Annotated in this window: 22 protein-coding genes and 1 pseudogene; 12 read left to right on the forward strand and 11 right to left on the reverse strand. The window is 57.5% G+C overall.

Annotation, left to right across the window (positions count from 1 at the left end; translation table 11 throughout):
- The first annotated feature begins 75 nt into the window (after window positions 1-75).
- The 6 genes and pseudogenes from rimO (at window position 76) to tsaA (ending at window position 4,271) form a co-directional block, all read left to right on the forward strand.
- On the forward strand, window positions 76-1,410 hold the full coding sequence (gene rimO, locus AC07W5_RS09715) for a 30S ribosomal protein S12 methylthiotransferase RimO (protein ID WP_494992597.1): 1,335 nt from the start codon (window positions 76-78) through the stop codon (window positions 1,408-1,410).
- 115 nt (window positions 1,411-1,525) lie between these two features.
- A complete protein-coding gene (locus tag AC07W5_RS09720) occupies window positions 1,526-1,999 on the forward strand; it encodes a GNAT family N-acetyltransferase (protein WP_494992596.1) in 474 nt (157 codons plus the stop codon).
- Window positions 2,000-2,081: 82 nt separating this feature from the next.
- Window positions 2,082-2,792, forward strand: a complete 711-nt coding sequence (locus AC07W5_RS09725; protein ID WP_494992595.1) for an rRNA pseudouridine synthase — start codon at window positions 2,082-2,084, stop codon at window positions 2,790-2,792.
- A 67-nt stretch (window positions 2,793-2,859) separates the two neighbouring features.
- Window positions 2,860-3,321, forward strand: coding sequence for a YehS family protein (locus AC07W5_RS09730; protein WP_494992594.1), 462 nt, complete (start codon window positions 2,860-2,862; stop codon window positions 3,319-3,321).
- Between the two features lie 69 nt (window positions 3,322-3,390).
- Window positions 3,391-3,479, forward strand: a pseudogene (locus tag AC07W5_RS09735) (3-oxoacyl-ACP reductase); the annotation flags it as partial.
- A 96-nt stretch (window positions 3,480-3,575) separates the two neighbouring features.
- Window positions 3,576-4,271 (forward strand): tRNA (N6-threonylcarbamoyladenosine(37)-N6)-methyltransferase TrmO, encoded by a 696-nt coding sequence (tsaA, locus tag AC07W5_RS09740; RefSeq protein WP_495023418.1) that lies wholly within the window; start codon window positions 3,576-3,578, stop codon window positions 4,269-4,271.
- A 113-nt stretch (window positions 4,272-4,384) separates the two neighbouring features.
- On the opposite strand, the gene fpr is transcribed toward tsaA, so the two are convergent.
- Window positions 4,385-5,164 carry a ferredoxin-NADP reductase gene (gene fpr / locus AC07W5_RS09745; protein WP_494992593.1) on the reverse strand — a complete coding sequence of 260 codons (780 nt, stop codon included), beginning with the start codon at window positions 5,162-5,164 and terminating at the stop codon, window positions 4,385-4,387.
- Between the two features lie 148 nt (window positions 5,165-5,312).
- Here fpr and AC07W5_RS09750 point away from each other — a divergent pair, with 148 nt between their 5' ends.
- Window positions 5,313-6,239: a LysR family transcriptional regulator gene (locus AC07W5_RS09750; RefSeq protein ID WP_494992592.1), complete on the forward strand. Its 927-nt coding sequence runs from the start codon at window positions 5,313-5,315 to the stop codon at window positions 6,237-6,239.
- A gap of 7 nt (window positions 6,240-6,246) precedes the next feature.
- On the opposite strand, the gene AC07W5_RS09755 is transcribed toward AC07W5_RS09750, so the two are convergent.
- Complete coding sequence (locus tag AC07W5_RS09755; RefSeq protein WP_494992591.1) at window positions 6,247-6,609, reverse strand: diacylglycerol kinase; 363 nt, start codon at window positions 6,607-6,609, stop codon at window positions 6,247-6,249.
- Between the two features lie 73 nt (window positions 6,610-6,682).
- Window positions 6,683-7,333 carry a response regulator transcription factor ErdR gene (erdR, locus tag AC07W5_RS09760; RefSeq protein ID WP_494992590.1) on the reverse strand — a complete coding sequence of 217 codons (651 nt, stop codon included), beginning with the start codon at window positions 7,331-7,333 and terminating at the stop codon, window positions 6,683-6,685.
- A gap of 238 nt (window positions 7,334-7,571) precedes the next feature.
- Between erdR and AC07W5_RS09765 the strand changes: the two genes are divergently transcribed.
- Window positions 7,572-8,465, forward strand: a complete 894-nt coding sequence (locus tag AC07W5_RS09765; RefSeq protein ID WP_495023267.1) for a DMT family transporter — start codon at window positions 7,572-7,574, stop codon at window positions 8,463-8,465.
- A gap of 3 nt (window positions 8,466-8,468) precedes the next feature.
- Here the strand turns inward: AC07W5_RS09765 and AC07W5_RS09770 are convergent, their stop codons facing one another.
- Window positions 8,469-9,179 carry a tRNA-uridine aminocarboxypropyltransferase gene (locus AC07W5_RS09770; RefSeq protein ID WP_495010322.1) on the reverse strand — a complete coding sequence of 237 codons (711 nt, stop codon included), beginning with the start codon at window positions 9,177-9,179 and terminating at the stop codon, window positions 8,469-8,471.
- Window positions 9,180-9,370: 191 nt separating this feature from the next.
- Here AC07W5_RS09770 and AC07W5_RS09775 point away from each other — a divergent pair, with 191 nt between their 5' ends.
- Window positions 9,371-9,790 (forward strand): quorum-sensing-regulated virulence factor family protein, encoded by a 420-nt coding sequence (locus AC07W5_RS09775; protein ID WP_494992587.1) that lies wholly within the window; start codon window positions 9,371-9,373, stop codon window positions 9,788-9,790.
- Here AC07W5_RS09775 and AC07W5_RS09780 read toward each other — a convergent pair whose 3' ends face one another.
- Window positions 9,791-9,985, reverse strand: a complete 195-nt coding sequence (locus AC07W5_RS09780) for a hypothetical protein (protein WP_494992586.1) — start codon at window positions 9,983-9,985, stop codon at window positions 9,791-9,793.
- A gap of 507 nt (window positions 9,986-10,492) precedes the next feature.
- Between AC07W5_RS09780 and AC07W5_RS09785 the strand changes: the two genes are divergently transcribed.
- Window positions 10,493-11,611 (forward strand): LOG family protein, encoded by a 1,119-nt coding sequence (locus tag AC07W5_RS09785; RefSeq protein WP_495010321.1) that lies wholly within the window; start codon window positions 10,493-10,495, stop codon window positions 11,609-11,611.
- A 60-nt stretch (window positions 11,612-11,671) separates the two neighbouring features.
- Here the strand turns inward: AC07W5_RS09785 and recX are convergent, their stop codons facing one another.
- The 4 genes from recX to AC07W5_RS09805 form a co-directional block, all read right to left on the reverse strand.
- Entirely contained in the window at window positions 11,672-12,139 is a 468-nt protein-coding gene (recX, locus tag AC07W5_RS09790) for a recombination regulator RecX (protein ID WP_494992584.1), read from the reverse strand.
- Between the two features lie 8 nt (window positions 12,140-12,147).
- Window positions 12,148-13,200 carry a recombinase RecA gene (gene recA / locus AC07W5_RS09795; protein WP_494992583.1) on the reverse strand — a complete coding sequence of 351 codons (1,053 nt, stop codon included), beginning with the start codon at window positions 13,198-13,200 and terminating at the stop codon, window positions 12,148-12,150.
- 83 nt (window positions 13,201-13,283) lie between these two features.
- Complete coding sequence (locus AC07W5_RS09800; protein ID WP_495023268.1) at window positions 13,284-13,784, reverse strand: CinA family protein; 501 nt, start codon at window positions 13,782-13,784, stop codon at window positions 13,284-13,286.
- 400 nt (window positions 13,785-14,184) lie between these two features.
- The gene (locus tag AC07W5_RS09805) at window positions 14,185-14,769 is read right to left on the reverse strand and encodes an XRE family transcriptional regulator (RefSeq protein WP_495023269.1); all 585 of its coding nucleotides are present in this window, start codon (window positions 14,767-14,769) and stop codon (window positions 14,185-14,187) included.
- Between the two features lie 51 nt (window positions 14,770-14,820).
- On the opposite strand from AC07W5_RS09805, the gene mutS reads away from it, so the two are divergent.
- Complete coding sequence (gene mutS / locus AC07W5_RS09810; RefSeq protein ID WP_494992770.1) at window positions 14,821-17,388, forward strand: DNA mismatch repair protein MutS; 2,568 nt, start codon at window positions 14,821-14,823, stop codon at window positions 17,386-17,388.
- Window positions 17,389-17,578: 190 nt separating this feature from the next.
- Window positions 17,579-17,902: a ferredoxin FdxA gene (gene fdxA, locus AC07W5_RS09815; protein WP_007908827.1), complete on the forward strand. Its 324-nt coding sequence runs from the start codon at window positions 17,579-17,581 to the stop codon at window positions 17,900-17,902.
- A gap of 565 nt (window positions 17,903-18,467) precedes the next feature.
- Here fdxA and rpoS read toward each other — a convergent pair.
- Together rpoS and AC07W5_RS09825 are read right to left on the reverse strand one after the other, a co-directional pair.
- Window positions 18,468-19,472 (reverse strand): RNA polymerase sigma factor RpoS, encoded by a 1,005-nt coding sequence (rpoS, locus tag AC07W5_RS09820; RefSeq protein ID WP_494992581.1) that lies wholly within the window; start codon window positions 19,470-19,472, stop codon window positions 18,468-18,470.
- 105 nt (window positions 19,473-19,577) lie between these two features.
- Window positions 19,578-20,447, reverse strand: a complete 870-nt coding sequence (locus AC07W5_RS09825) for a peptidoglycan DD-metalloendopeptidase family protein (protein ID WP_495023270.1) — start codon at window positions 20,445-20,447, stop codon at window positions 19,578-19,580.
- Between the last annotated feature and the right edge of the window lie 43 nt (window positions 20,448-20,490).

The raw sequence follows: 20,490 nt of genomic DNA on the forward strand, positions 1-20,490 counted from the left end.
TCAGAGGCGCGCCAAGCGCCCGTCCGTCGCCTTGCCGCTCACGGCTGGAGGCGTCACAAAACACCGAGGTTAGACATGTCCACCACAACGCCAGCCAACCCCAAAGTTGGCTTCGTATCCCTGGGTTGCCCGAAAGCACTGGTCGACTCCGAGCGCATCCTTACCCAACTGCGCATGGAAGGCTATGACGTCGTGTCCACGTATCAGGACGCCGATGTCGTGGTGGTCAATACCTGCGGCTTCATCGACTCGGCCAAGGCCGAGTCCCTGGAAGTCATTGGTGAAGCCATCAAGGAAAACGGCAAAGTCATCGTTACCGGTTGCATGGGCGTAGAAGAAGGCAATATCCGCAACGTTCACCCAAGCGTGCTTGCGGTGACCGGTCCGCAGCAATACGAGCAAGTGGTCAACGCTGTACACGACGTCGTGCCGCCGCGTCAGGATCATAACCCGCTGATCGACCTGGTACCGCCGCAAGGCATCAAGCTGACTCCGCGTCACTACGCCTACCTGAAGATATCCGAAGGCTGCAACCACAGCTGCAGCTTCTGCATCATTCCCTCGATGCGCGGCAAACTGGTCAGCCGTCCGGTCGGTGATGTGCTCGACGAAGCCCAGCGCCTGGTCAAATCCGGCGTCAAAGAGCTGCTGGTGATTTCTCAGGACACCAGCGCCTACGGTGTCGACGTCAAATATCGCACCGGCTTCTGGAACGGCGCACCGGTGAAAACCCGCATGACTGAACTGTGCGAAGCGCTGAGCAGCCTCGGCGTCTGGGTTCGCCTGCACTATGTTTACCCGTACCCGCACGTCGATGAGCTGATCCCGCTGATGGCCGCCGGAAAAATCCTGCCGTACCTGGACATCCCGTTCCAGCACGCCAGCCCGAAAGTGCTGAAGGCGATGAAACGCCCGGCCTTCGAAGACAAGACCCTGGCACGCATCAAGAACTGGCGCGTGATCTGCCCGGACCTGATCATCCGTTCGACCTTCATCGTCGGTTTCCCCGGCGAAACCGAAGAAGACTTCCAGTACCTGCTCGACTGGCTGACCGAAGCCCAGCTCGATCGCGTCGGCTGCTTCCAGTACTCGCCAGTTGAAGGCGCACCGGCCAACGACCTGAATCTGGACGTGGTACCGGATGACGTCAAACAAGACCGTTGGGAGCGCTTCATGGCGCACCAGCAGGCCATCAGCTCGGCGCGCCTGCAAATGCGCGTCGGCCGTGAAATCGAAGTACTGGTCGATGAAGTCGACGAGCAAGGCGCGGTCGGCCGTTGCTTCTTCGATGCCCCGGAAATCGACGGCAACGTGTTCATCGACAACGGCAGCAACCTCAAGCCAGGCGACAAGGTCTGGTGCAAAGTGACCGATGCCGACGAATACGACCTGTGGGCTGAACAGATCTAAACGCAAAAAATACGAAAAGCCCTGCTCTCTTCACGGGATGCGGGGCTTTTTTACGTCTATCGTTTTGTTCAGCAAAAGGATTTCACCTCACACACAGCACAAGGGGCAGGCGGGCATGCGCCATCATTCGGTCATCCACACACCGAAACACAGCGACTACGAAGAACTGACCCGGGTCTGGGAGGCATCGGTGCGTGCTACTCATGACTTTTTGCCGGACAGTTACATCGACCTGCTGAAAAACCTGGTGCTCACCCGCTATCTGGATGCCGTCATGCTGATCTGCACCCGCGACCGACGCCAGAACATCACCGGGTTCGCCGGTGTCGCGGCGGGCAAGATCGAAATGCTCTTTATCGCCCCCGAACACCGTGGCGAGGGCCTGGGCAAACAACTGCTGCGCTATGCACTGGAACACCTCAACGCCGATGAACTGGACGTCAACGAACAAAACCCCCAAGCCTTGGGCTTTTATTTCAAACAGGGCTTCGAAGTCATAGGACGCTCGGATCACGACGGCATGGGCCAGCCCTATCCGCTACTGCATATGCGCCTCAAACAGGCAAATCAGCGGGCCCGGCGCGGCTAAAAAACACACGCTTTAAATGGACCCGCGATTAACCGGCGCCAGGCAGGTACAATGGGCGCCCTCTTTTGTTACGGCCCCTGTCATGACTGACCCGATTCGTCTCTCCAAACGCCTGATCGAACTCGTCGGCTGTTCCCGTCGGGAGGCTGAGCTGTTCATCGAGGGCGGCTGGGTAACGGTGGACGGCGAAGTCATCGATGAGCCGCAGTTCAAGGTCGACACGCAAAAAGTCGAGCTCGACCCCGAAGCCAAGGCCACTGCACCGGAGCCGGTGACCATCCTGCTGCACGCGCCGGCGGGTATGGATGCAGAAAGCGCCATGCAATTGATCGGCCCTGAAACCCTGAGTGAAGAACACCGCTTCAGCAAACGCCCACTCAAGGGGCATTTCCTGCGCCTGACCGCCAGCCCCGACCTGCAAGCCAACGCCAGCGGGCTGCTGGTATTCACCCAGGACTGGAAGATCCTGCGCAAACTCACGGCCGATGCCGGCAAGATCGAGCAAGAGTATGTGGTCGAGGTCGAGGGCGAGATGGTCGCCCACGGGCTCAACCGCCTGAACCACGGCCTGAGCTACAAGGGCAAGGAACTGCCGGCGGTCAAAGCCAGCTGGCAAAACGAAAACCGCCTGCGCTTCGCGATGAAAAACCCCCAGCCGGGTGTCATCGCTCTGCTCTGCCAGGCCGTCGGCCTCAAGGTCGTTGCCATCCGCCGCATCCGCATCGGCGGGGTTTCCATCGGCAAAGTACCGATGGGCCAATGGCGCTACCTGTCGGCCAAAGAGAAGTTCTAAGGCTGCCACACACTTTGGCGTCGCAGCTCCCTGCGGCGCCCACAGCTGAATGATCAGGACTGCACACATGATTCATAACGACGTACTGCGCAGCGTGCGCTACATGCTCGACATCAGCGACAACAAGGTCGTCGAGATCATCAAGCTCACCGGTTTCGAAGTCAGTAAAGAAGACCTCGTAACCTACCTCAAGAAAGACGAGGAAGAAGGCTACGTATTCTGCCCGGACGAGGTCATGGCGCATTTCCTCGACGGCCTGGTGATCTTCAAGCGTGGAAAGGACGAAAGCCGTCCTCTACAGCCAATCGAGCTGCCGGTGACCAACAACATCATCCTGAAGAAACTGCGGGTGGCCTTCGAACTGAAGGAAGACGACATGCACGCGATCCTCAAGGCCGCCGAGTTCCCGGTATCCAAACCCGAGTTGAGTGCGTTGTTCCGCAAATTCGGCCACACCAACTACCGCACCTGCGGTGATCAACTGCTACGCAACTTCCTGAAAGGCCTGACCCTGCGCGTTCGCGGCTGATTACCCTGGTTTCAGGTGGCGACTCTGAGCCACCTGAATCCTTATGATTGCTCATTGCGCTGCACAATAATGGCTCCACTGGCCATCAGCCTGGTAAGCACCGCCGGGGCTTACATGACCGGGAACATCATCCACTCGATGGTGAGTTCAGTCTCTGAGATTGGCGGCGGGGCCATAGCGCTCTGTCAGTCACCACCGATCCAGAGGTCGCTCGGGTTATGATGCCCACCCTCACCCCCGCCTCGATCCAGACCATGACCTACAGCGTTTCCCCCATCGGTTTCGTGCGCTCCTGCTTCAAGGAGAAATTCGCGATTCCGCGCCAACCGCAACTGGCTCCTGCCGCTCGCGGCGTTCTGGAACTGGTGGCGCCGTTTGATCAGGGCGATGCCGTGCAAGGGCTTGAGCAGGTCAGTCATGTCTGGCTGCTGTTCCTGTTCCATCAAGCCCTGGAAGACAAACCACGGCTCAAGGTCCGCCCGCCCCGCCTGGGTGGCAATAAATCCATGGGTGTATTCGCCACCCGCGCCACCCATCGCCCGAACGGCATCGGCCAGTCGGTGGTCAGGCTGGACAAAGTCGAGGCCAATCGCCTGTGGATCTCCGGCATCGATTTGCTGGACGGCACCCCTATTCTCGATATCAAGCCTTACGTGCCTTATGCGGACATCGTCAACACGGCGTCCAATAGCATCGCCAGCGCCGCGCCGGACCTTATCCCGGTGCAGTGGACGGACTCCGCCTTGCAACAGGCTCACGAGCACGCTCAGCGCCTGCAAGAGCCTTTAGTTGAGCTGGTCGAGCAGTGCCTGGCCCAAGACCCACGCCCGGCTTACCAGATTCCTACAGCGGAACGCGAATACGGCGCGCAGTTTTGGGATCTGGACGTGCGCTGGCATTACCCCGAGCCCGGCCTGATCCGAGTGCTGGAAGTCATCCCCGCCGAATAAATCGCCAGAAACCAAAAAGCCCGCGCTGCCTTCTCAGGCAACTCGGGCTGATCGTTCCCACGCTCTGCGTGGGAATGCCTCCGGTGACGCTCTGCGTCACAAGAGCTAAAGGCTTACTTCTCGACGAACGCGCGCTCGATCAGGTAGTCACCCGGCTCACGCATACGCGGAGAAACCTTCAAACCGAAGCTGTTGAGCACTTCGCTGGTTTCGTCGAGCATGCTCGGGCTGCCGCACAGCATGGCGCGGTCGTCCTGCGCATTGATCGGCGGCAGACCGATATCGCTGAACAGCTTGCCGCTGCGCATCAGATCGGTCAGACGACCTTCGTTCTCGAACGGCTCGCGGGTCACGGTTGGGTAGTAGATCAACTTGTCACGCAGCGCTTCGCCAAAGAACTCGTTCTGCGGCAGGTGCTCGGTGATGAACTCGCGGTAAGCGACTTCGTTGACGTAACGCACGCCGTGGCACAGGATCACTTTTTCGAAACGCTCGTAGGTTTCCGGATCCTGGATGACGCTCATGAACGGCGCCAGACCGGTACCGGTGCTGAGCAGGTACAAATGCTTACCAGGCTTCAAATCGTCCAGCACCAGGGTGCCAGTCGGTTTTTTGCTGATGATGATCTCGTCGCCTTCCTTCAAGTGCTGCAGCTGGGAAGTCAGCGGACCATCCGGAACCTTGATGCTGAAGAACTCGAGATGCTCTTCCCAGTTAGGGCTTGCAATCGAGTAAGCGCGCATAAGCGGGCGGCCGTTGGGCTGTTGCAGGCCGATCATCACGAACTGACCGTTCTCGAAGCGCAGGCCCGGATCGCGGGTGCACTTGAAGCTGAACAGAGTGTCGTTCCAGTGATGAACACTGAGGACACGCTCGTGGTTCATGTTGCTCATGTACGGGGACTCCTGGGAATTTATCTGCGCATGCTCTGCGCCTGCTCTGCAAAAAATGAGCTGCTGAGCGCAATTGCATAGCATTCTAATGGCGGCGACAATATCTGTTAAATGGATTATTAAGATAAGGGTTATCGGTTATATAGATATGCGATTTACTCTCCGTCAACTTCAAGTATTCGTCGCCGTCGCCCAGCAGGAAAGCGTGTCCCGTGCTGCGGGCTTACTGGCGCTTTCCCAATCGGCCGCCAGCACCTCAATCACCGAGCTTGAGCGCCAATCCAGCTGCCAGCTTTTCGATCGCGCCGGCAAGCGCCTGAGCCTCAATGCCCTGGGCCGGCAACTGCTGCCACAGGCCGTAGCCCTGCTGGATCAGGCCAAGGAGATCGAGGATCTGCTCAATGGCAAGTCCAGCTTCGGCTCACTGGCGGTAGGCGCCACGCTGACCATCGGCAATTACCTGGCGACCTTGCTGATCGGCAGCTTTATGCAGCGGCATCCCGAAAGCCAGGTGAAACTCCATGTACAAAATACTGCGAATATCGTGCAACAGGTTGCCCATTACGAAATTGATCTGGGTCTGATCGAAGGCGATTGCAGCCACCCGGATATCGAGGTGCAAAGCTGGGTCGAAGATGAGCTGGTAGTGTTTTGCGCCCCCCAGCATCCCTTGGCCAAGCGCGGCCAGGCGAGCATGGAAGAACTGACGCACGAGGCCTGGATTCTGCGCGAACAAGGCTCTGGAACAAGGCTGACCTTCGACCAGGCCATGCGTCATCACCGCAGCGCGCTGAACATCCGCCTCGAACTCGAACACACTGAGGCGATCAAACGCGCAGTGGAATCGGGGCTGGGGATTGGCTGCATATCACGACTGGCGCTGCGCGATGCGTTCCGCCGCGGCAGCCTGGTGGCCGTAGAAACGCCGGATCTGGACCTGGCGCGGCAGTTCTATTTCATCTGGCACAAACAGAAGTACCAGACCTCGGCCATGCGCGAGTTTCTCGAACTGTGCCGCGCCTTCACCGCCGGGGTACAGCGCAGTGACGAAATAGTCCTGCCGACGATCGCTTGAGCGGCCGTTAAATCAGAATCACGGCCCACACCACGGCGATCATGCTCAGGGCGATGAGTTGGGCGGCGCTACCCATGTCCTTGGCATTTTTCGACAAGGGGTGCAGATCAAGGGAAATCCGGTCGATCGCCGCTTCCACTGCCGAATTGAGTAGCTCGACAATCAATGCCAGCAGACACACAGCGATCAGCATTGCCCGCTCTACCCGACTGACGTTGAACAGAAGGCTTAACGGAATCAGGATGACGTTGAGCAACACCAATTGACGAAAAGCCGCTTCTCCCCTGAAGGCAGCACGCAAGCCGTCGAAAGAGTAGCCGGCGGCATTGAGGATGCGTTTAAGACCCGTTTGACCTTTGAAAGGCGACATAAAGTAGACAACTGAAAAAATGAGTGGGGAAACTAGTTCAATGAAAGTTAAAAAAGCGTGAAGAAACAGGCTGTTACTGGGTCGAAATTGACTCAAGTTGTTGCAAGAGCAAAGCCGCCTGAGTCCGGGTGCGCACCCCCAGTTTGCGGAAAATCGCCGTCACGTGGGCTTTGATCGTCGCTTCCGAAACGCCCAGTTCGTAGGCAATCTGCTTGTTCAGCAACCCCTCACAAACCATGGTCAGTACGCGAAACTGCTGGGGAGTCAGACTGGCCAGTCCATCTCTGGCGGCTTTGGCCTCGTCCGAGACGCTAACCGCTTCGAAAGCCTGCGGCGGCCACCAGACATCGCCGTCCAAAACGCTACGCACCGCTTGCTGAATGACTTCCAGTGAACTGGATTTGGGAATGAAACCGCTCGCACCAAACTCACGGGAGCGCACCATAATCGATGCCTCTTCCTGTGCCGAAACCATCACCACCGGGATCTGCGGATATTGGCCGCGCAACAACACCAGCCCGGAAAAACCGTAAGCACCCGGCATGTTCAGATCCAGCAACACCAGGTCCCAGTCAGCCTTTTCGGTCAGACGGGTTTCCAGTTCCGCAATGCTCGCAACCTCGACCAGACGAACCTCGGGGCCAAGGCCCAGCGTCACCGCCTGATGCAGCGCGCTGCGAAACAACGGGTGATCATCGGCAATCAGGATTTCGTATGTGGCCATTTTTCAAATGATCCTGTTTTTACGGGAGGCCTGATGAATTCAGTCCTCGCCAACGCAACACAAGGCGACAGCCAAAAATGCTGTACCCGCAAGGCGCGTTCAACGCCAGGAGTCCAGCAAACCAGCGTTCAAAACTTCAGTCGCGCCTTAATCGGCGCCAAGCATGCCCAGCGAAGGCGGGGTGGTCAAGCTGGATGCTTTGCGGCAAAGTCATCGGCTAACTAATAAGAGTGCCATCATGCGAAGCCAAGCCTTGCGTGCCGATGTCCTGATGCTTGTAACCGCCATGATCTGGGGATCGGGATTTGTCGCACAAACCTCAGGGATGGATCATATCGGTCCTTACCTTTATTCCGGCCTGCGCTTTGCCCTTGGCTCGCTCTGCCTGCTACCGCTGGTGCTGCGTGGCAATCACCATCACACCAAACCAGAGCCCTTGCTTACCCGCGGCCTGCTAATGGGCGGGGGGCTGATGGGCCTGGCACTGGCTCTCGGAATCAACCTCCAGCAAGTTGGCTTGTTATTCACCAGCGTGACCAATGCCGGCTTCATCACCGGCCTCTATGTCATTGTAGTGCCACTATTGGGCCTGATCATTGGCCACAAGACGGGGCTGGGCACCTGGTTCGGCGCAATATTGGCGGTAGTCGGGATGTTTCTGCTCAGCGTAGGCGAGAACTTTCAGGTCGCCCCAGGGGACTGGCTACAGCTCACCGGAGCCATTGTCTGGGGTGGGCATGTGGTGTTGGTCGGGGTTTTCGCCAGCCGTCATGACCCGATTCGCCTGGCCTTCCTGCAATTCGCCACGTGCTCATTGGTCAGCCTGGTCCTGGCGTTGTGCTTTGAGACCTTGCAGTGGAACGCAATTATCGCCGCTGGTCCGGCCATTCTGTATGGCGGCATCGTTGCAGTGGGCATTGGCTACACACTGCAGGTGATTGCACAAAAGGATGCAATCGCCTCGCACGCAGCGATCATCTTCTCACTGGAAGCTGTCTTCGCAGCTATTGCCGGTGCCTGGCTGCTCGATGAGTCTTTGCAACTGCGTGGCTATTTCGGCTGTGCGTTAATGCTGATCGGGATGCTGGTGGCGCAGCTCTGGCCAAAAAGGCCGGAGCTGGTGATTGCATGATCGCTAGAGAAAAGGTTTCAGACGTGTGTGGGTTTCATCGTTCGGGTCGATCACCTGTTGATATTTCGCCGCCAGATAATGCGTACTGAACACATCCAGATAAGCGTCCAGTACTTCACTGGCCGGTTGATCCTCGGCCAGCTCCAGGCATAAGGCAGCAACTTCTGCGGTGCAGAAGTGATCGTCGCGCTTGGAGCGCCGCAATTTATAGCGTGAGAGCTGCTCGGGCTCCAGGCTGAGCACCGGCAAGTGTTCCAGGTAAGGACTCTTGCGGAACATTTTGCGCGCTTCGCTCCAGGTGGCGTCCAGCAGAATGAACAGCGCACGCTTGCCCTGCTCCAGCTTGACCTCGGTCACCACACGCTCCGGCGCGACAAACTCGCCTGGAAATACAATGTAGGGTTGCCACTGCGGGTCAGCAATCAGCGCCAGCAACCCCGGTTCGACTTCCGTACGCGACCACGGGAACGCGCTGGTGTCAGCAATGACATCGGCAATCAGCCAGCCGGTATTGCTCGGTTTCAGCGGTTCGACATCATGCATTACCAGGCACATCGCCGATTTGGCCGAAACCTGCGGCCGCCACACACACATGCAATGGCTGGGGATCACTCGGCAACCCGGGCAACGTTCCGCCCGCGAACCACGTGCGACAAAAGGTTTGACCGCACGGGCCAGGCGTTGGGCACGCAAGCGGGAAACGGCGTGGCTCATGGTAGCTGAAGGTGGCAAGAGGAAAGAATCGACACGAAAAGAACTCGGTTGGCCAATAAAGTCGTGGCAGTTTACCAGAGCAACCTGCGCAAGCCTGTACCGTCCACCCCTGCTCCCCCTATAATTCGCCGCCATTGAACGCACAGTCCCGTGGCGGGTCGAAGCACCAGTCACTGAACCAGGAGAGTTTCATGCTGCGCCTTATCGTTCCCACCGTTGCCCTTCTGCTGGCGCTGCCCTTCACTGCCCAGGCTGCGTCCAAACAAGACTACGAACTGAGCAAGATGCTGGAACAGGTTGCCACGCAAAGCAGTGCTGGCACCCCACGGGCGATCAACGAGGACATTCTCGATCAAGGCTACACCGTTGAAGGTAAAGAGCTGATCAACCACCTCAGCGTGCAGTCAAGCCATGCAGAAAAAATGCGCGCGAACCCACAAGCGGTGTATTTCCAGTTAGGCGCTACCGTCTGCCGTAACGAGAGCTATCGCAAGTTGATGGCCAAGGGGGCGATCATGCGCTACGAATTTACTGAATATAAAACCAATCGCCCGGTAGCCTCTGAACGCTTCAAAGAGTCTGACTGCCTACAGCAGAAAAAGAAGAAGTAATCACTGCTCTGCTGCGCGTCGCTGTTGATCATCGGCGCGCAGCTCTGCCACCAACACCTGCAAATACCGCGAACGCCGCTCAGAACCCTCCAGACGTCGCCGACACTCTTCCTCAAAACTCAGATGATTGGCCGCAGCCGCCGATTGCAACAACCGATACAACTGCGTATCGATTTCCAGAACCACACTGGTCATTTCAAGCCTCCTTGCATCCCGCCGATTCGCCAATAATTGCGCGATCAAACCCTCAGCCCTATGCCTTGCGTCCCACCTTGACGCAAAGATGTCTTACTGCGGCTGTAACTTAGTAAATCAGAGCTGACACAGCCCTGCACAGGTTCTGACGAGCGGTGAAACCCCGTTGCGAATCAGCAGTAAGCTGTTGCCAGCCAAGACTTTCCGGGCACATGATCAAGCCAGCAAAAACCGCCTGGAGGGTCTAGATTCAGAGTGTGCCGGTTAACTTTTTTGGGGCAGAAAAGGGGGTTGCCCAACAGCGTCTTGCAGTGCGAATGTTTCTTTCATCCAAGGAAAAAACAGAGCCCGTATGGATGACTCGATCGCCACAGTCAGTGTTTCAGGCACTGTCGAGTCAGGTGTAATGCTCAGGCGTTAGTCTGGGTTGACAGCGACACATGGAGTGTCGTGGCGCTAGCGAATATCTCGCCGGTGCCAAGGGGTCTGTCCAGAAGGAGAAGTTGAATGCCTTACCAACCGAATGACCTCCTAAGCCGTCATTTTCAAAGCAACGGTAGCGACCTCACCAGCAAGGTCGAAGAGCAACTCAACCTGGTTGCACCCAATAGCCCGAATACCCCGATTTATCGCGACATGATGCTGACTGTCTTGCGCATGGCCCAGGAAGACCACAATCGCTGGAATGCCAAGATCACCCTACAAGCCCTGCGCGAACTGGAGCATGCCTTCCGTGTGCTGGAACAGTTCAAAGGTCGACGCAAGGTCACCGTCTTTGGCTCGGCACGTACGCCGATCGAACACCCCCTCTACGGTCTGGCCCGGGAACTCGGTGCGACCCTGGCTCGCTCGAACATGATGGTCATCACCGGCGCCGGCGGAGGCATCATGGCTGCCGCCCATGAAGGCGCTGGTCTCGAACACAGCCTTGGATTTAATATCACACTGCCATTTGAGCAGCATGCGAATCCAACCGTCGAAGGCACAGCCAATCTGCTGCCATTCCACTTTTTCTTTACCCGCAAGCTGTTTTTCGTCAAAGAGGCCGACGCCCTGGTGCTTTGCCCTGGCGGCTTTGGCACGCTGGACGAAGCGCTGGAAGTACTGACACTGATCCAGACCGGCAAAAGCCCGCTGGTACCGGTGGTGCTGCTGGACGCTCCGGACGGCAGTTTCTGGCAAGGCGCTCTGGACTTTATTCGCAATCAACTGGAGGACAATCGCTACATTCTTCCCAGCGACATGAAACTGATTCGCCTGGTGCATAGCGCCGATGAAGCCGTGGAGGAAATCAACCAGTTCTACAGCAACTTCCACTCCAGCCGCTGGCTGAAGCATCAGTTTGTGATTCGCATGAACCATAAACTAAGCGAGCAGGCGCTTGAGCACATGCAGAAGGCCTTTGCCGACCTCTGCCTGAGCGATCACTTTCATCAGCATGCTTACAGTGGAGAGGAGCACGACGAAGCACAGTACAGCCATCTGGCGCGACTCTCGTTCACCTTCAACGCCCGCGATCACGGTCGTCTGCGTGAACTGGTCGACTTCATCAACCTGCCGGAAAACTGGGCCAAGGCTCAGAACAAGACACAACAACGTGCACGGGAACCAATCAAGGTCACTTGATCGACAAGCAACTCAGTGGTTCGCGCCCTCTAACGTAAACAGTGGGGCGAGCCATATCAGTCAGTCATCCGTCCCACGGCCGCTCAACAAGCGGCCGATCATTTCCATTGAATAACCCCGATAACTCAGAAAGCGGCCTTGTTTGGCACGCTCGCGGGCGTCTATCGGCAAATGCCCGGCAAACTTGCGACGCCAGGTATCTTCCAGTTGCTCTTGCCAACTGATACCACACTCACGCAAGGCGAGTTCAATATCGGCACGTTGCAGACCGCGCTGGCTCAACTCTTCGCGAATGCGCAAAGGGCCATAACCGGAACGGGCACGGTAGGAAACAAAGCTTTCGAGGTAACGGGATTCGGACAGCAGGCCCTCTTCCGTCAGACGGTCAAGTGCTGTGTCGATCATTTCAGGAGAGGCGCCGCGCTGACGCAGTTTACGCGTCAGCTCGACTCGACCGTGCTCGCGTCGCGCGAGCAGGTCCATTGCGGTTCGCCGCACCGCGACGAGTGTATCGAGTACGGCGTTCATCGGATCGATCAGATATCAGCGTCGGCCAGATCGTCAGCAGTCTCGCGGATCGCATTGGCTTTCACGTCCGGCGTCGCCGTCAGCAGCTTGTCGCGGATCTGCTTCTCAAGGGCCGCGGCAACATCCGGGTTGTCCTGCAGGAACTTGGCCGAGTTGGCCTTGCCCTGACCGATCTTGCTGCCATTGTAGGCATACCAGGCTCCGGATTTTTCCACGAAGCCATGCAGTACGCCGAGGTCGATCATCTCGCCGTTCAGGTAGATACCCTTGCCGTAGAGAATCTGGAACTCAGCCTGACGGAACGGCGGAGCCACTTTGTTCTTGACGACTTTGACGCGGGTTTCGCTACCGACGACTTCATCACCTTCTTTCACCGCGCCAGTACGGCGGATATCCAGACGAACCGAAGCGTAGAACTTCAGCGCGTTACCACCGGTGGTGGTTTCCGGGCTGCCGAACATCACGCCGATTTTCATACGGATCTGGTTGATGAAGATAACCAGGCAATTGGCGTTCTTGATGTTACCGGTGATTTTACGCAGTGCCTGGGACATCAGACGGGCTTGCAGGCCCACGTGCATGTCGCCCATTTCGCCTTCGATCTCGGCTTTTGGCACCAGAGCTGCCACGGAGTCGATGACGATCACGTCGATGGCGTTGGAGCGCACCAGCATGTCGGTGATTTCCAGCGCTTGCTCGCCGGTATCCGGCTGGGAGACCAGCAGGTCATCAACGTTGACGCCCAGTTTGCCAGCGTATTCCGGATCCAGTGCGTGCTCGGCGTCGACGAAAGCGCAGGTGGCGCCCATCTTCTGTGCCTGAGCAATCACGGAGAGAGTCAGTGTGGTTTTACCGGAAGATTCCGGACCGTAGATTTCAACGATACGGCCTTTTGGCAGGCCGCCAATGCCGAGTGCGATATCCAGCCCCAGAGAGCCAGTGGAGATAGCCGGGATCGCCTGACGGTCGTGATCGCCCATACGCATTACGGCACCCTTGCCGAATTGACGTTCGATCTGACCCAGGGCCGCAGCCAAGGCTTTCTTCTTGTTGTCGTCCATTAAAGTCCTCACGTAATCAATAAGGCCTGACGGCCAACACCTGTATAAGTAGCCAGTATTATTCCACAGCGCTTGAGGATCGCCTACCCCTGATTTGAGATTTCTCCCGCGGCATACAGCAGCAACCCCTCTAGCGCGGCCTTCACCGTTTGTCGGCGAACGTCATCGCGGTTACCGGGGAAGTAACGGCACTCGGCATTGATCGCCTCTCCGACCCCCCAGGCCAGCCATACGGTGCCCACCGGCTTCTGCGGCGAACCGCCGTCCGGCCCGGCCACACCACTGACGGCCACGGCAAAACGCGCACGGCTTTTGTCCTGAGCACCACGAACCATGGCCTCGACCACTTCACGACTGACCGCCCCCACCTGCTCGAACAGCTCGGCGGGCACATTCAGTTGCTGGGTTTTCTGACGATTGGAGTAGGTGACATAACCAGCTTCGAACCACGCCGAGCTACCCGGGATACGGGTAATGGCCTCGGCGATCCCACCGCCAGTGCAGGACTCGGCGGTACAGACGTGCGTATTGAGAATCTGCAAACGCCTGCCGAGTTCAGCGGCAAGCTGGGTGATTTCGTCCATGGTCCTCTCCTGATCAGGCTGGCGTGAGACCTACCGTACACGAGCGTATCGCGCTTGCAAGACGCCTGGTCGGTCAAAATGTTAATGAGCGAAAGCTCTGAACACATCCTTGCGGGCCGGGCTCGTAGTCATTGCCCCTGGTCTGCCAATCCATTGGTTCTGGAAACTGAACGCCATCTAGTGATCCTGACTGGAATCACGCGGTGGTACTTCACAGCCCCCCGATGCGCTTGGCGGCCCACCGCTCGTAAAGTCCGATGGCCGCAGATTGCACAAATTCAATTATTTATGCACAACAAATGCATCAAAGCATCGAGACCTGCATGGACAAAGGCTCAGGCGGTTTTCTACAGACGAAAATAAGCCCGCTCAATGTGGGCTCTATCTGGAAGAGGTGAGGTTAACGGGCGTACATGCCCCACCAGAAGACGTGAACAAGGTCGCCGTCGACGATATCGCCAATCGCGCATTTAGCGGCATTGACCCCGACCGTGGCGCCATCACGCAGCACCGGCAGCATGCTGTTGCCGCGGACGGTCACGCACTTGGCCCGGTCGAACTGCACACCATTGTGCCGCAGGCTCCGCTTGCCGAAACGCAGGCTGGCTTTCTCGCTTTCCTCGATGACGAATCTTCCAGATCCAGCAGCCAATTCAACCTCGCGAAGAAAGGGAATCGACACCTCGTCGTCTTCGACGGGGGTATCGTCATCCCACAGACTTATGTCCTTGAGTTCTGAATGCAACTCGTCGCGCGCTGGGGCTTTGGCGGGGGCAACATCCGCACGCCCGCGCAATTGATCGGTGCTCACGCGAAAATACTCGGCGATCCGCGAGATGTGCTTATCCGTAGGATCGACAATCTTGCCGCTGAGAATGCGTGAAAGCGTGGATTGAGGCACACCGGTTCGACGATGAAGCTCCATGGCGGAGATCCCGTGGTAACCTTGCGCCCATCGCGAAAAAGCCGGGCCGCAGGGCCCCAATTTTGCCCCTCACTTTTAACGAATCGCTCTAAGCCACTGATGAATAAAGCTATTTCAGATTTGTCCAGCCACACGCCGATGATGCAGCAATATTGGCGATTGAAGAACCAGCACCCCGACCAGTTGATGTTCTATCGCATGGGTGACTTCTACGAGATTTTCTACGAAGACGCGAAGAAAGCCGCCAGGTTGCTGGACATCACCCTGACCGCGCGCGGGCAGTCGGCAGGACAAGCGATTCCGATGTGCGGGATTCCTTACCACGCGGCCGAAGGTTATTTGGCGAAACTGGTAAAGCTCGGCGAGTCGGTGGTGATCTGTGAGCAAGTCGGCGATCCGGCGACCAGCAAAGGTCCGGTGGACCGGCAGGTGGTGCGGATCATTACTCCGGGCACGGTCAGCGATGAAGCACTGCTCGATGAGCGCAGGGACAACCTGATCGCGGCGGTGCTGGGTGACGAGCGCTTGTTCGGTCTGGCCGTGCTGGACATCACCAGCGGTAACTTCACGGTTCTGGAAATCAAAGGCTGGGAAAACCTGCTGGCGGAGCTGGAGCGCGTCAACCCGGTCGAACTGATGATCCCGGATGATTGGCCAAAGGATCTACCGGCCGAAAAGCGCCGTGGTGTACGTCGCCGCGCGCCGTGGGATTTCGAGCGCGACTCGGCGCTCAAAAGCCTCTGCCAACAATTCTCCACCCAGGACCTGAAGGGTTTTGGCTGCGAGAACCTGACCCTGGCCATCGGTGCCGCGGGTTGCCTGCTCAGCTACGCCAAAGAAACCCAGCGCACTGCCTTGCCGCACTTGCGCAGCCTGCGCCACGAACGCCTTGACGACACCGTCGTACTGGACGGCGCGAGCCGCCGCAATCTGGAACTGGATACCAACCTCGCCGGCGGACGCGACAACACCCTGCAATCGGTGGTCGACCGTTGCCAGACCGCCATGGGCAGCCGCCTGTTGACGCGCTGGCTGAACCGTCCGCTGCGTGACTTGCAGGTATTGCTGGCCCGCCAGACCTCGATCACCTGCCTGCTGGACGGCTATCGCTTTGAAAAGCTGCAACCGCAGCTCAAGGAAATCGGCGATATCGAACGGATCCTCGCCCGTATCGGCCTGCGTAACGCCCGTCCTCGGGACCTGGCGCGCCTGCGCGATGCCTTGGGTGCCTTGCCGGAACTGCAAGTGGCCATGAGCGAACTTGAGGGCCCCCACCTCAAGCAACTGGCCGTGACCACCAGCACCTATCCAGAACTCGCGGCCCTGCTGGAAAAAGCCATCATCGACAACCCGCCTGCGGTGATCCGTGACGGCGGCGTGTTGAAAACCGGTTACGACGCCGAGCTGGATGAACTGCAATCGCTGAGCGAAAACGCCGGGCAGTTCCTGATCGACCTCGAAGCCCGTGAAAAAGCCCGTACGGGCCTTGCCAACCTGAAAGTCGGCTACAACCGGATTCACGGCTATTTCATCGAATTGCCGAGCAAGCAGGCCGAACAGGCACCGGCTGACTACATTCGCCGCCAGACCCTCAAAGGTGCCGAGCGCTTCATCACCCCGGAGCTCAAGGCCTTCGAAGACAAAGCCTTGTCCGCCAAGAGCCGCGCACTGGCCCGCGAGAAGATGCTCTACGAAGCCCTGCTCGAGAACCTGATCGGCCGCCTGCCGCCGTTGCAAGACACTGCTGCGGCATTGGCCGAGCTGGACGTGCTGAGCAACCTGGCTGAACGCGCACTGAACCTGGACCTGAACTGCCCACGCTTCGTCAGCGAGCCTTGCATGCGCATCACTCAGGGTCGTCACCCGGTGGTCGAACAAGTGCTGAGCACGCCGTTCGTGGCCAACGATCTGAGTCTGGATGACAGCACCCGGATGCTGGTGATCACCGGTCCGAACATGGGCGGTAAATCCACTTACATGCGACAAACCGCATTGATCGTGTTGCTGGCGCATATCGGCAGCTTTGTGCCGGCCGCCAGTTGCGAGTTGTCACTGGTTGACCGCATCTTCACCCGTATCGGCTCCAGCGATGACTTGGCTGGCGGGCGTTCGACCTTTATGGTCGAAATGAGCGAAACGGCGAACATCTTGCACAACGCCACCGAGCGCAGCCTGGTGTTGATGGATGAAGTCGGTCGCGGCACCAGTACCTTTGACGGTCTGTCCCTGGCCTGGGCGGCAGCCGAGCGATTGGCTCATCTGCGCGCCTACACGTTGTTCGCCACCCACTACTTCGAGCTGACAGTATTGCCGGAAAGCCAGCCGCTGGTGGCCAACGTCCACCTCAACGCCACCGAGCATAACGAGCGCATCGTATTCCTCCACCATGTACTGCCTGGCCCTGCCAGCCAGAGCTACGGGCTGGCGGTTGCGCAACTGGCCGGCGTACCGAGCGAGGTGATAGTACGTGCTCGCGAGCACTTGAGCCGGCTGGAAACCACCAGCCTGCCCCACGAAGTGCCAGCGCCTGCCAAAGGCAAACCCGCAGCGCCGCAGCAGAGCGATATGTTCGCCAGCCTGCCCCATCCGGTGCTGGATGAGCTGGCCAAACTCGATCTGGATGACATGACCCCGCGTAGAGCGCTCGAAATGCTCTATACATTAAAGACACGGATATAGAGTCTGTTGACGTTTGGTGGCGAGCCGCCACCAAACGTCAACAGCCCCTAACGCAGATGCCTGCAAGCTGTTAGAATCTCGCGCGGTTTGGGATGCTGCCGGCTTAGCCTGCCTGCAGACTATCGCTCCCAAACCTGGCGACCCCACCGTGAAGGGGCGCAGCAAGCCGCGCCTGAGGAGAGAATTAGAAATGACCTTCGTCGTCACCGACAACTGCATCAAGTGCAAGTACACCGACTGCGTAGAAGTCTGTCCGGTGGACTGCTTTTACGAAGGCCCGAACTTCCTGGTGATTCACCCGGATGAGTGCATTGACTGCGCACTTTGTGAGCCAGAATGCCCTGCTGTGGCCATTTTTTCCGAAGATGAAGTCCCGGAAGAGATGCAGGAATTCATTCAGTTGAACGTTGAACTGGCCGAAATCTGGCCAAACATCACTGAGAAAAAAGAATCGCTGCCGGACGCTGAAGAGTGGGATGGCGTGAAGGGCAAGATCAAAGACCTCGAACGCTGATAATCATCGCGCTCCCGAAAAGGCCCCTCGTGGGCTTTTTTGCTTTTCGGGGTTTGCCTGATGTCTGTCAGCTATGCGTCGCGGCTTAAAAAATCGGCGGCCCGAACCTGCGGCAGCTACAGACAGGCAAAAAAAGGGGCGGTATTACCCGCCCACATTTTTTCCCTAGTCCTTGTGTTCCTTTTCATCATCCTGATGAACCGCTTCCTGCGATGTCCTTGACCATCATCCTTGATGGTTGTGTCTATCCGTTGACACAGCGCTGATAGTAGATGGTTCCCCAGCAAGAGCAATCACACAGCCCGGGGGAAATGGTGAGTAAACCACCACCAAGCTGTCAGAAAAATCTCTTTAAAATCAATAGAATAGAAAAAAACAACAACACTAATGGATGTCTGCCCTGAAGCAAAAAAACCGAACACTTACGAAAGAGTAGGCCAAGGCTTACACCAGCAAAAGACTAAACCTGAAACACCGACAGGACGCTGCTCTGCCCATCAACTCTCTCGAAAATAAAAAGCCCCGAACCAGTCAGGGCTTTTATTTGCGAGCTAATGCGTTCCAGCTACTGGAACAGCGACTCACTCGACAGGCCGTTCTTCTCAAGAATTTCTCGAAGGCGCTTGAGGCCTTCAACCTGAATCTGTCTGACCCGCTCGCGGGTCAGGCCAATCTCCAGGCCAACATCTTCCAGAGTGCTGCTCTCATGGCCGCGCAACCCGAAGCGGCGTATCACCACTTCTCGCTGCTTGTCAGTCAGTTCCGAGAGCCACTGATCAATGCTTTGCGACAGATCATCGTCCTGGAGCAACTCGCAAGGGTCGGTTGGACGGTCATCAGTCAGGGTGTCCAGCAGGGTTTTATCCGAATCCGGACCCAGTGAGACGTCGACCGAAGAAACCCGCTCATTGAGGCCCAGCATGCGCTTGACCTCACCTACCGGCTTTTCCAGCAGGTTGGCGATTTCTTCAGGGGAAGGTTCATGATCGAGCTTTTGAGTCAGCTCACGTGCTGCCCGCAGGTAGACGTTGAGCTCTTTGACCACATGGATTGGCAACCGGATGGTCCGGGTCTGATTCATGATCGCGCGCTCGATGGTCTGACGAATCCACCAGGTTGCGTAGGTCGAAAAGCGGAAGCCGCGTTCCGGATCAAACTTTTCCACTGCGCGGATCAAGCCGAGGTTGCCCTCTTCGATCAGGTCCAGCAGCGACAGCCCACGATTGACATATCGTCGGGCGATTTTCACCACCAGCCGCAGGTTGCTTTCAATCATGCGCTTACGCCCGGCCGGATCGCCACTCTGCGACAAACGCGCAAAATGAACTTCCTCTTCCGGGGAGAGCAATGGGGAAAAGCCGATTTCATTGAGATACAACTGGGTCGCATCGAGCGCCCGCGTGTAATCAATGTATTTATGTTGCTTTAGTGAAGCGGAGTGTTTGGATTTGGCACGAACTGAAGGTGCAGCAAATCCTTCATTCGACATCGAATCCATAGCGACGCCGGCCTCCATCAGGAGAACCTCATCGTCGATGTCAAACTCCGGCACTTCTTTACTGAGAGCCATTGTTATAGTCCTTTGGTGAGTTCGACCTCAAGCTCAAGCGACGCCTTTATCCTTGGCAACGCTGGAGCCTGTTCCTTCTACGTGAGGGAACAGGCTGGTAACCGATCAACGACGTGGCAGGAATTGCAGCGGATCTACAGGTTTACCCTGACGGCGAATCTCAAAGTGCAGTTTCACCCGGTCCGTACCAGTTGACCCCATTTCGGCAATTGCCTGTCCGACTTTGACCTGCTGCCCCTCCCGAACCAACAGCCTACGGTTGTGGCCGTAAGCACTTACGTAGGTATCGCTGTGTTTGATAATGACTAACTCGCCGTAGCCCCGCAAGCCACTCCCGGCGTAAACAACCGTCCCATCAGACGCAGCTAAAACAGGCTGTCCCAAATCTCCGGCGATATCAATGCCTTTATTCAAACTGCCGTTTGAAGAGAATTTCCCGATCAAAATGCCGCTCGAAGGCCACCCCCAACCGGTCGGCGCAGGCCCTGCCGGCGGTAGCGGAGCCGGTGCCGGCTTGCTCTCGACACTGGCTGCAGTACCGGCTGTGGTGCCGGCTGTGGTGCCGGCTACAGCGCCTGCCGGACGCCTGATTACCGTGGTTTTAAGGGAAGAGGATGGTGTTGAATCCTGTTTTGTAACAACGGTGGTCGGCGTGGAACCTGAACGGCCGTCAAAGCGAATCGTCTGACCCGGATGAATTGTATAAGGCTCAGCAATATTGTTGCGTGCCGCCAGGGCTTTGTAGTCCCAACCATAGCGAAAAGCGATCGAGAACAATGTATCGCCACGGCGAACGACATACTGGCCAGTGGTCACGACCGGCCGCTGGGCCACTGCATTATTACCGTCGACTACCCGCACGCCGTCCGAAGGTTTGCTGGAGCACGCAACCAACGTGGAACTCAAGACAAGGCCAATCACCAGTCGCTGAAAGCTTGTTATACCCATACGCTGCGCAATGACTGTGAGACTCACCCGCCGCTCCCTATGTGGTGGCTGATAATAAAGATTGCCTGTT

Source organism: Pseudomonas sp. GW821-FHT01E05, from assembly GCF_059422425.1.

What these genes read in the sequence shown, in the direction of transcription:
- rimO (WP_494992597.1), top strand. Translation starts at nt 76, where the DNA reads ATGTCCACCACAACGCCAGCCAACCCCAAAGTTGGCTTCGTATCCCTG.
- AC07W5_RS09720 (WP_494992596.1), top strand. Translation starts at nt 1,526, where the DNA reads ATGCGCCATCATTCGGTCATCCACACACCGAAACACAGCGACTACGAA.
- AC07W5_RS09725 (WP_494992595.1), top strand. Translation starts at nt 2,082, where the DNA reads ATGACTGACCCGATTCGTCTCTCCAAACGCCTGATCGAACTCGTCGGC.
- AC07W5_RS09730 (WP_494992594.1), top strand. Translation starts at nt 2,860, where the DNA reads ATGATTCATAACGACGTACTGCGCAGCGTGCGCTACATGCTCGACATC.
- tsaA (WP_495023418.1), top strand. Translation starts at nt 3,576, where the DNA reads ATGACCTACAGCGTTTCCCCCATCGGTTTCGTGCGCTCCTGCTTCAAG.
- fpr (WP_494992593.1), bottom strand. Translation starts at nt 5,164, where the DNA reads ATGAGCAACATGAACCACGAGCGTGTCCTCAGTGTTCATCACTGGAAC.
- AC07W5_RS09750 (WP_494992592.1), top strand. Translation starts at nt 5,313, where the DNA reads ATGCGATTTACTCTCCGTCAACTTCAAGTATTCGTCGCCGTCGCCCAG.
- AC07W5_RS09755 (WP_494992591.1), bottom strand. Translation starts at nt 6,609, where the DNA reads ATGTCGCCTTTCAAAGGTCAAACGGGTCTTAAACGCATCCTCAATGCC.
- erdR (WP_494992590.1), bottom strand. Translation starts at nt 7,333, where the DNA reads ATGGCCACATACGAAATCCTGATTGCCGATGATCACCCGTTGTTTCGC.
- AC07W5_RS09765 (WP_495023267.1), top strand. Translation starts at nt 7,572, where the DNA reads ATGCGAAGCCAAGCCTTGCGTGCCGATGTCCTGATGCTTGTAACCGCC.
- AC07W5_RS09770 (WP_495010322.1), bottom strand. Translation starts at nt 9,179, where the DNA reads ATGAGCCACGCCGTTTCCCGCTTGCGTGCCCAACGCCTGGCCCGTGCG.
- AC07W5_RS09775 (WP_494992587.1), top strand. Translation starts at nt 9,371, where the DNA reads ATGCTGCGCCTTATCGTTCCCACCGTTGCCCTTCTGCTGGCGCTGCCC.
- AC07W5_RS09780 (WP_494992586.1), bottom strand. Translation starts at nt 9,985, where the DNA reads ATGACCAGTGTGGTTCTGGAAATCGATACGCAGTTGTATCGGTTGTTG.
- AC07W5_RS09785 (WP_495010321.1), top strand. Translation starts at nt 10,493, where the DNA reads ATGCCTTACCAACCGAATGACCTCCTAAGCCGTCATTTTCAAAGCAAC.
- recX (WP_494992584.1), bottom strand. Translation starts at nt 12,139, where the DNA reads ATGAACGCCGTACTCGATACACTCGTCGCGGTGCGGCGAACCGCAATG.
- recA (WP_494992583.1), bottom strand. Translation starts at nt 13,200, where the DNA reads ATGGACGACAACAAGAAGAAAGCCTTGGCTGCGGCCCTGGGTCAGATC.
- AC07W5_RS09800 (WP_495023268.1), bottom strand. Translation starts at nt 13,784, where the DNA reads ATGGACGAAATCACCCAGCTTGCCGCTGAACTCGGCAGGCGTTTGCAG.
- fdxA (WP_007908827.1), top strand. Translation starts at nt 17,579, where the DNA reads ATGACCTTCGTCGTCACCGACAACTGCATCAAGTGCAAGTACACCGAC.
- rpoS (WP_494992581.1), bottom strand. Translation starts at nt 19,472, where the DNA reads ATGGCTCTCAGTAAAGAAGTGCCGGAGTTTGACATCGACGATGAGGTT.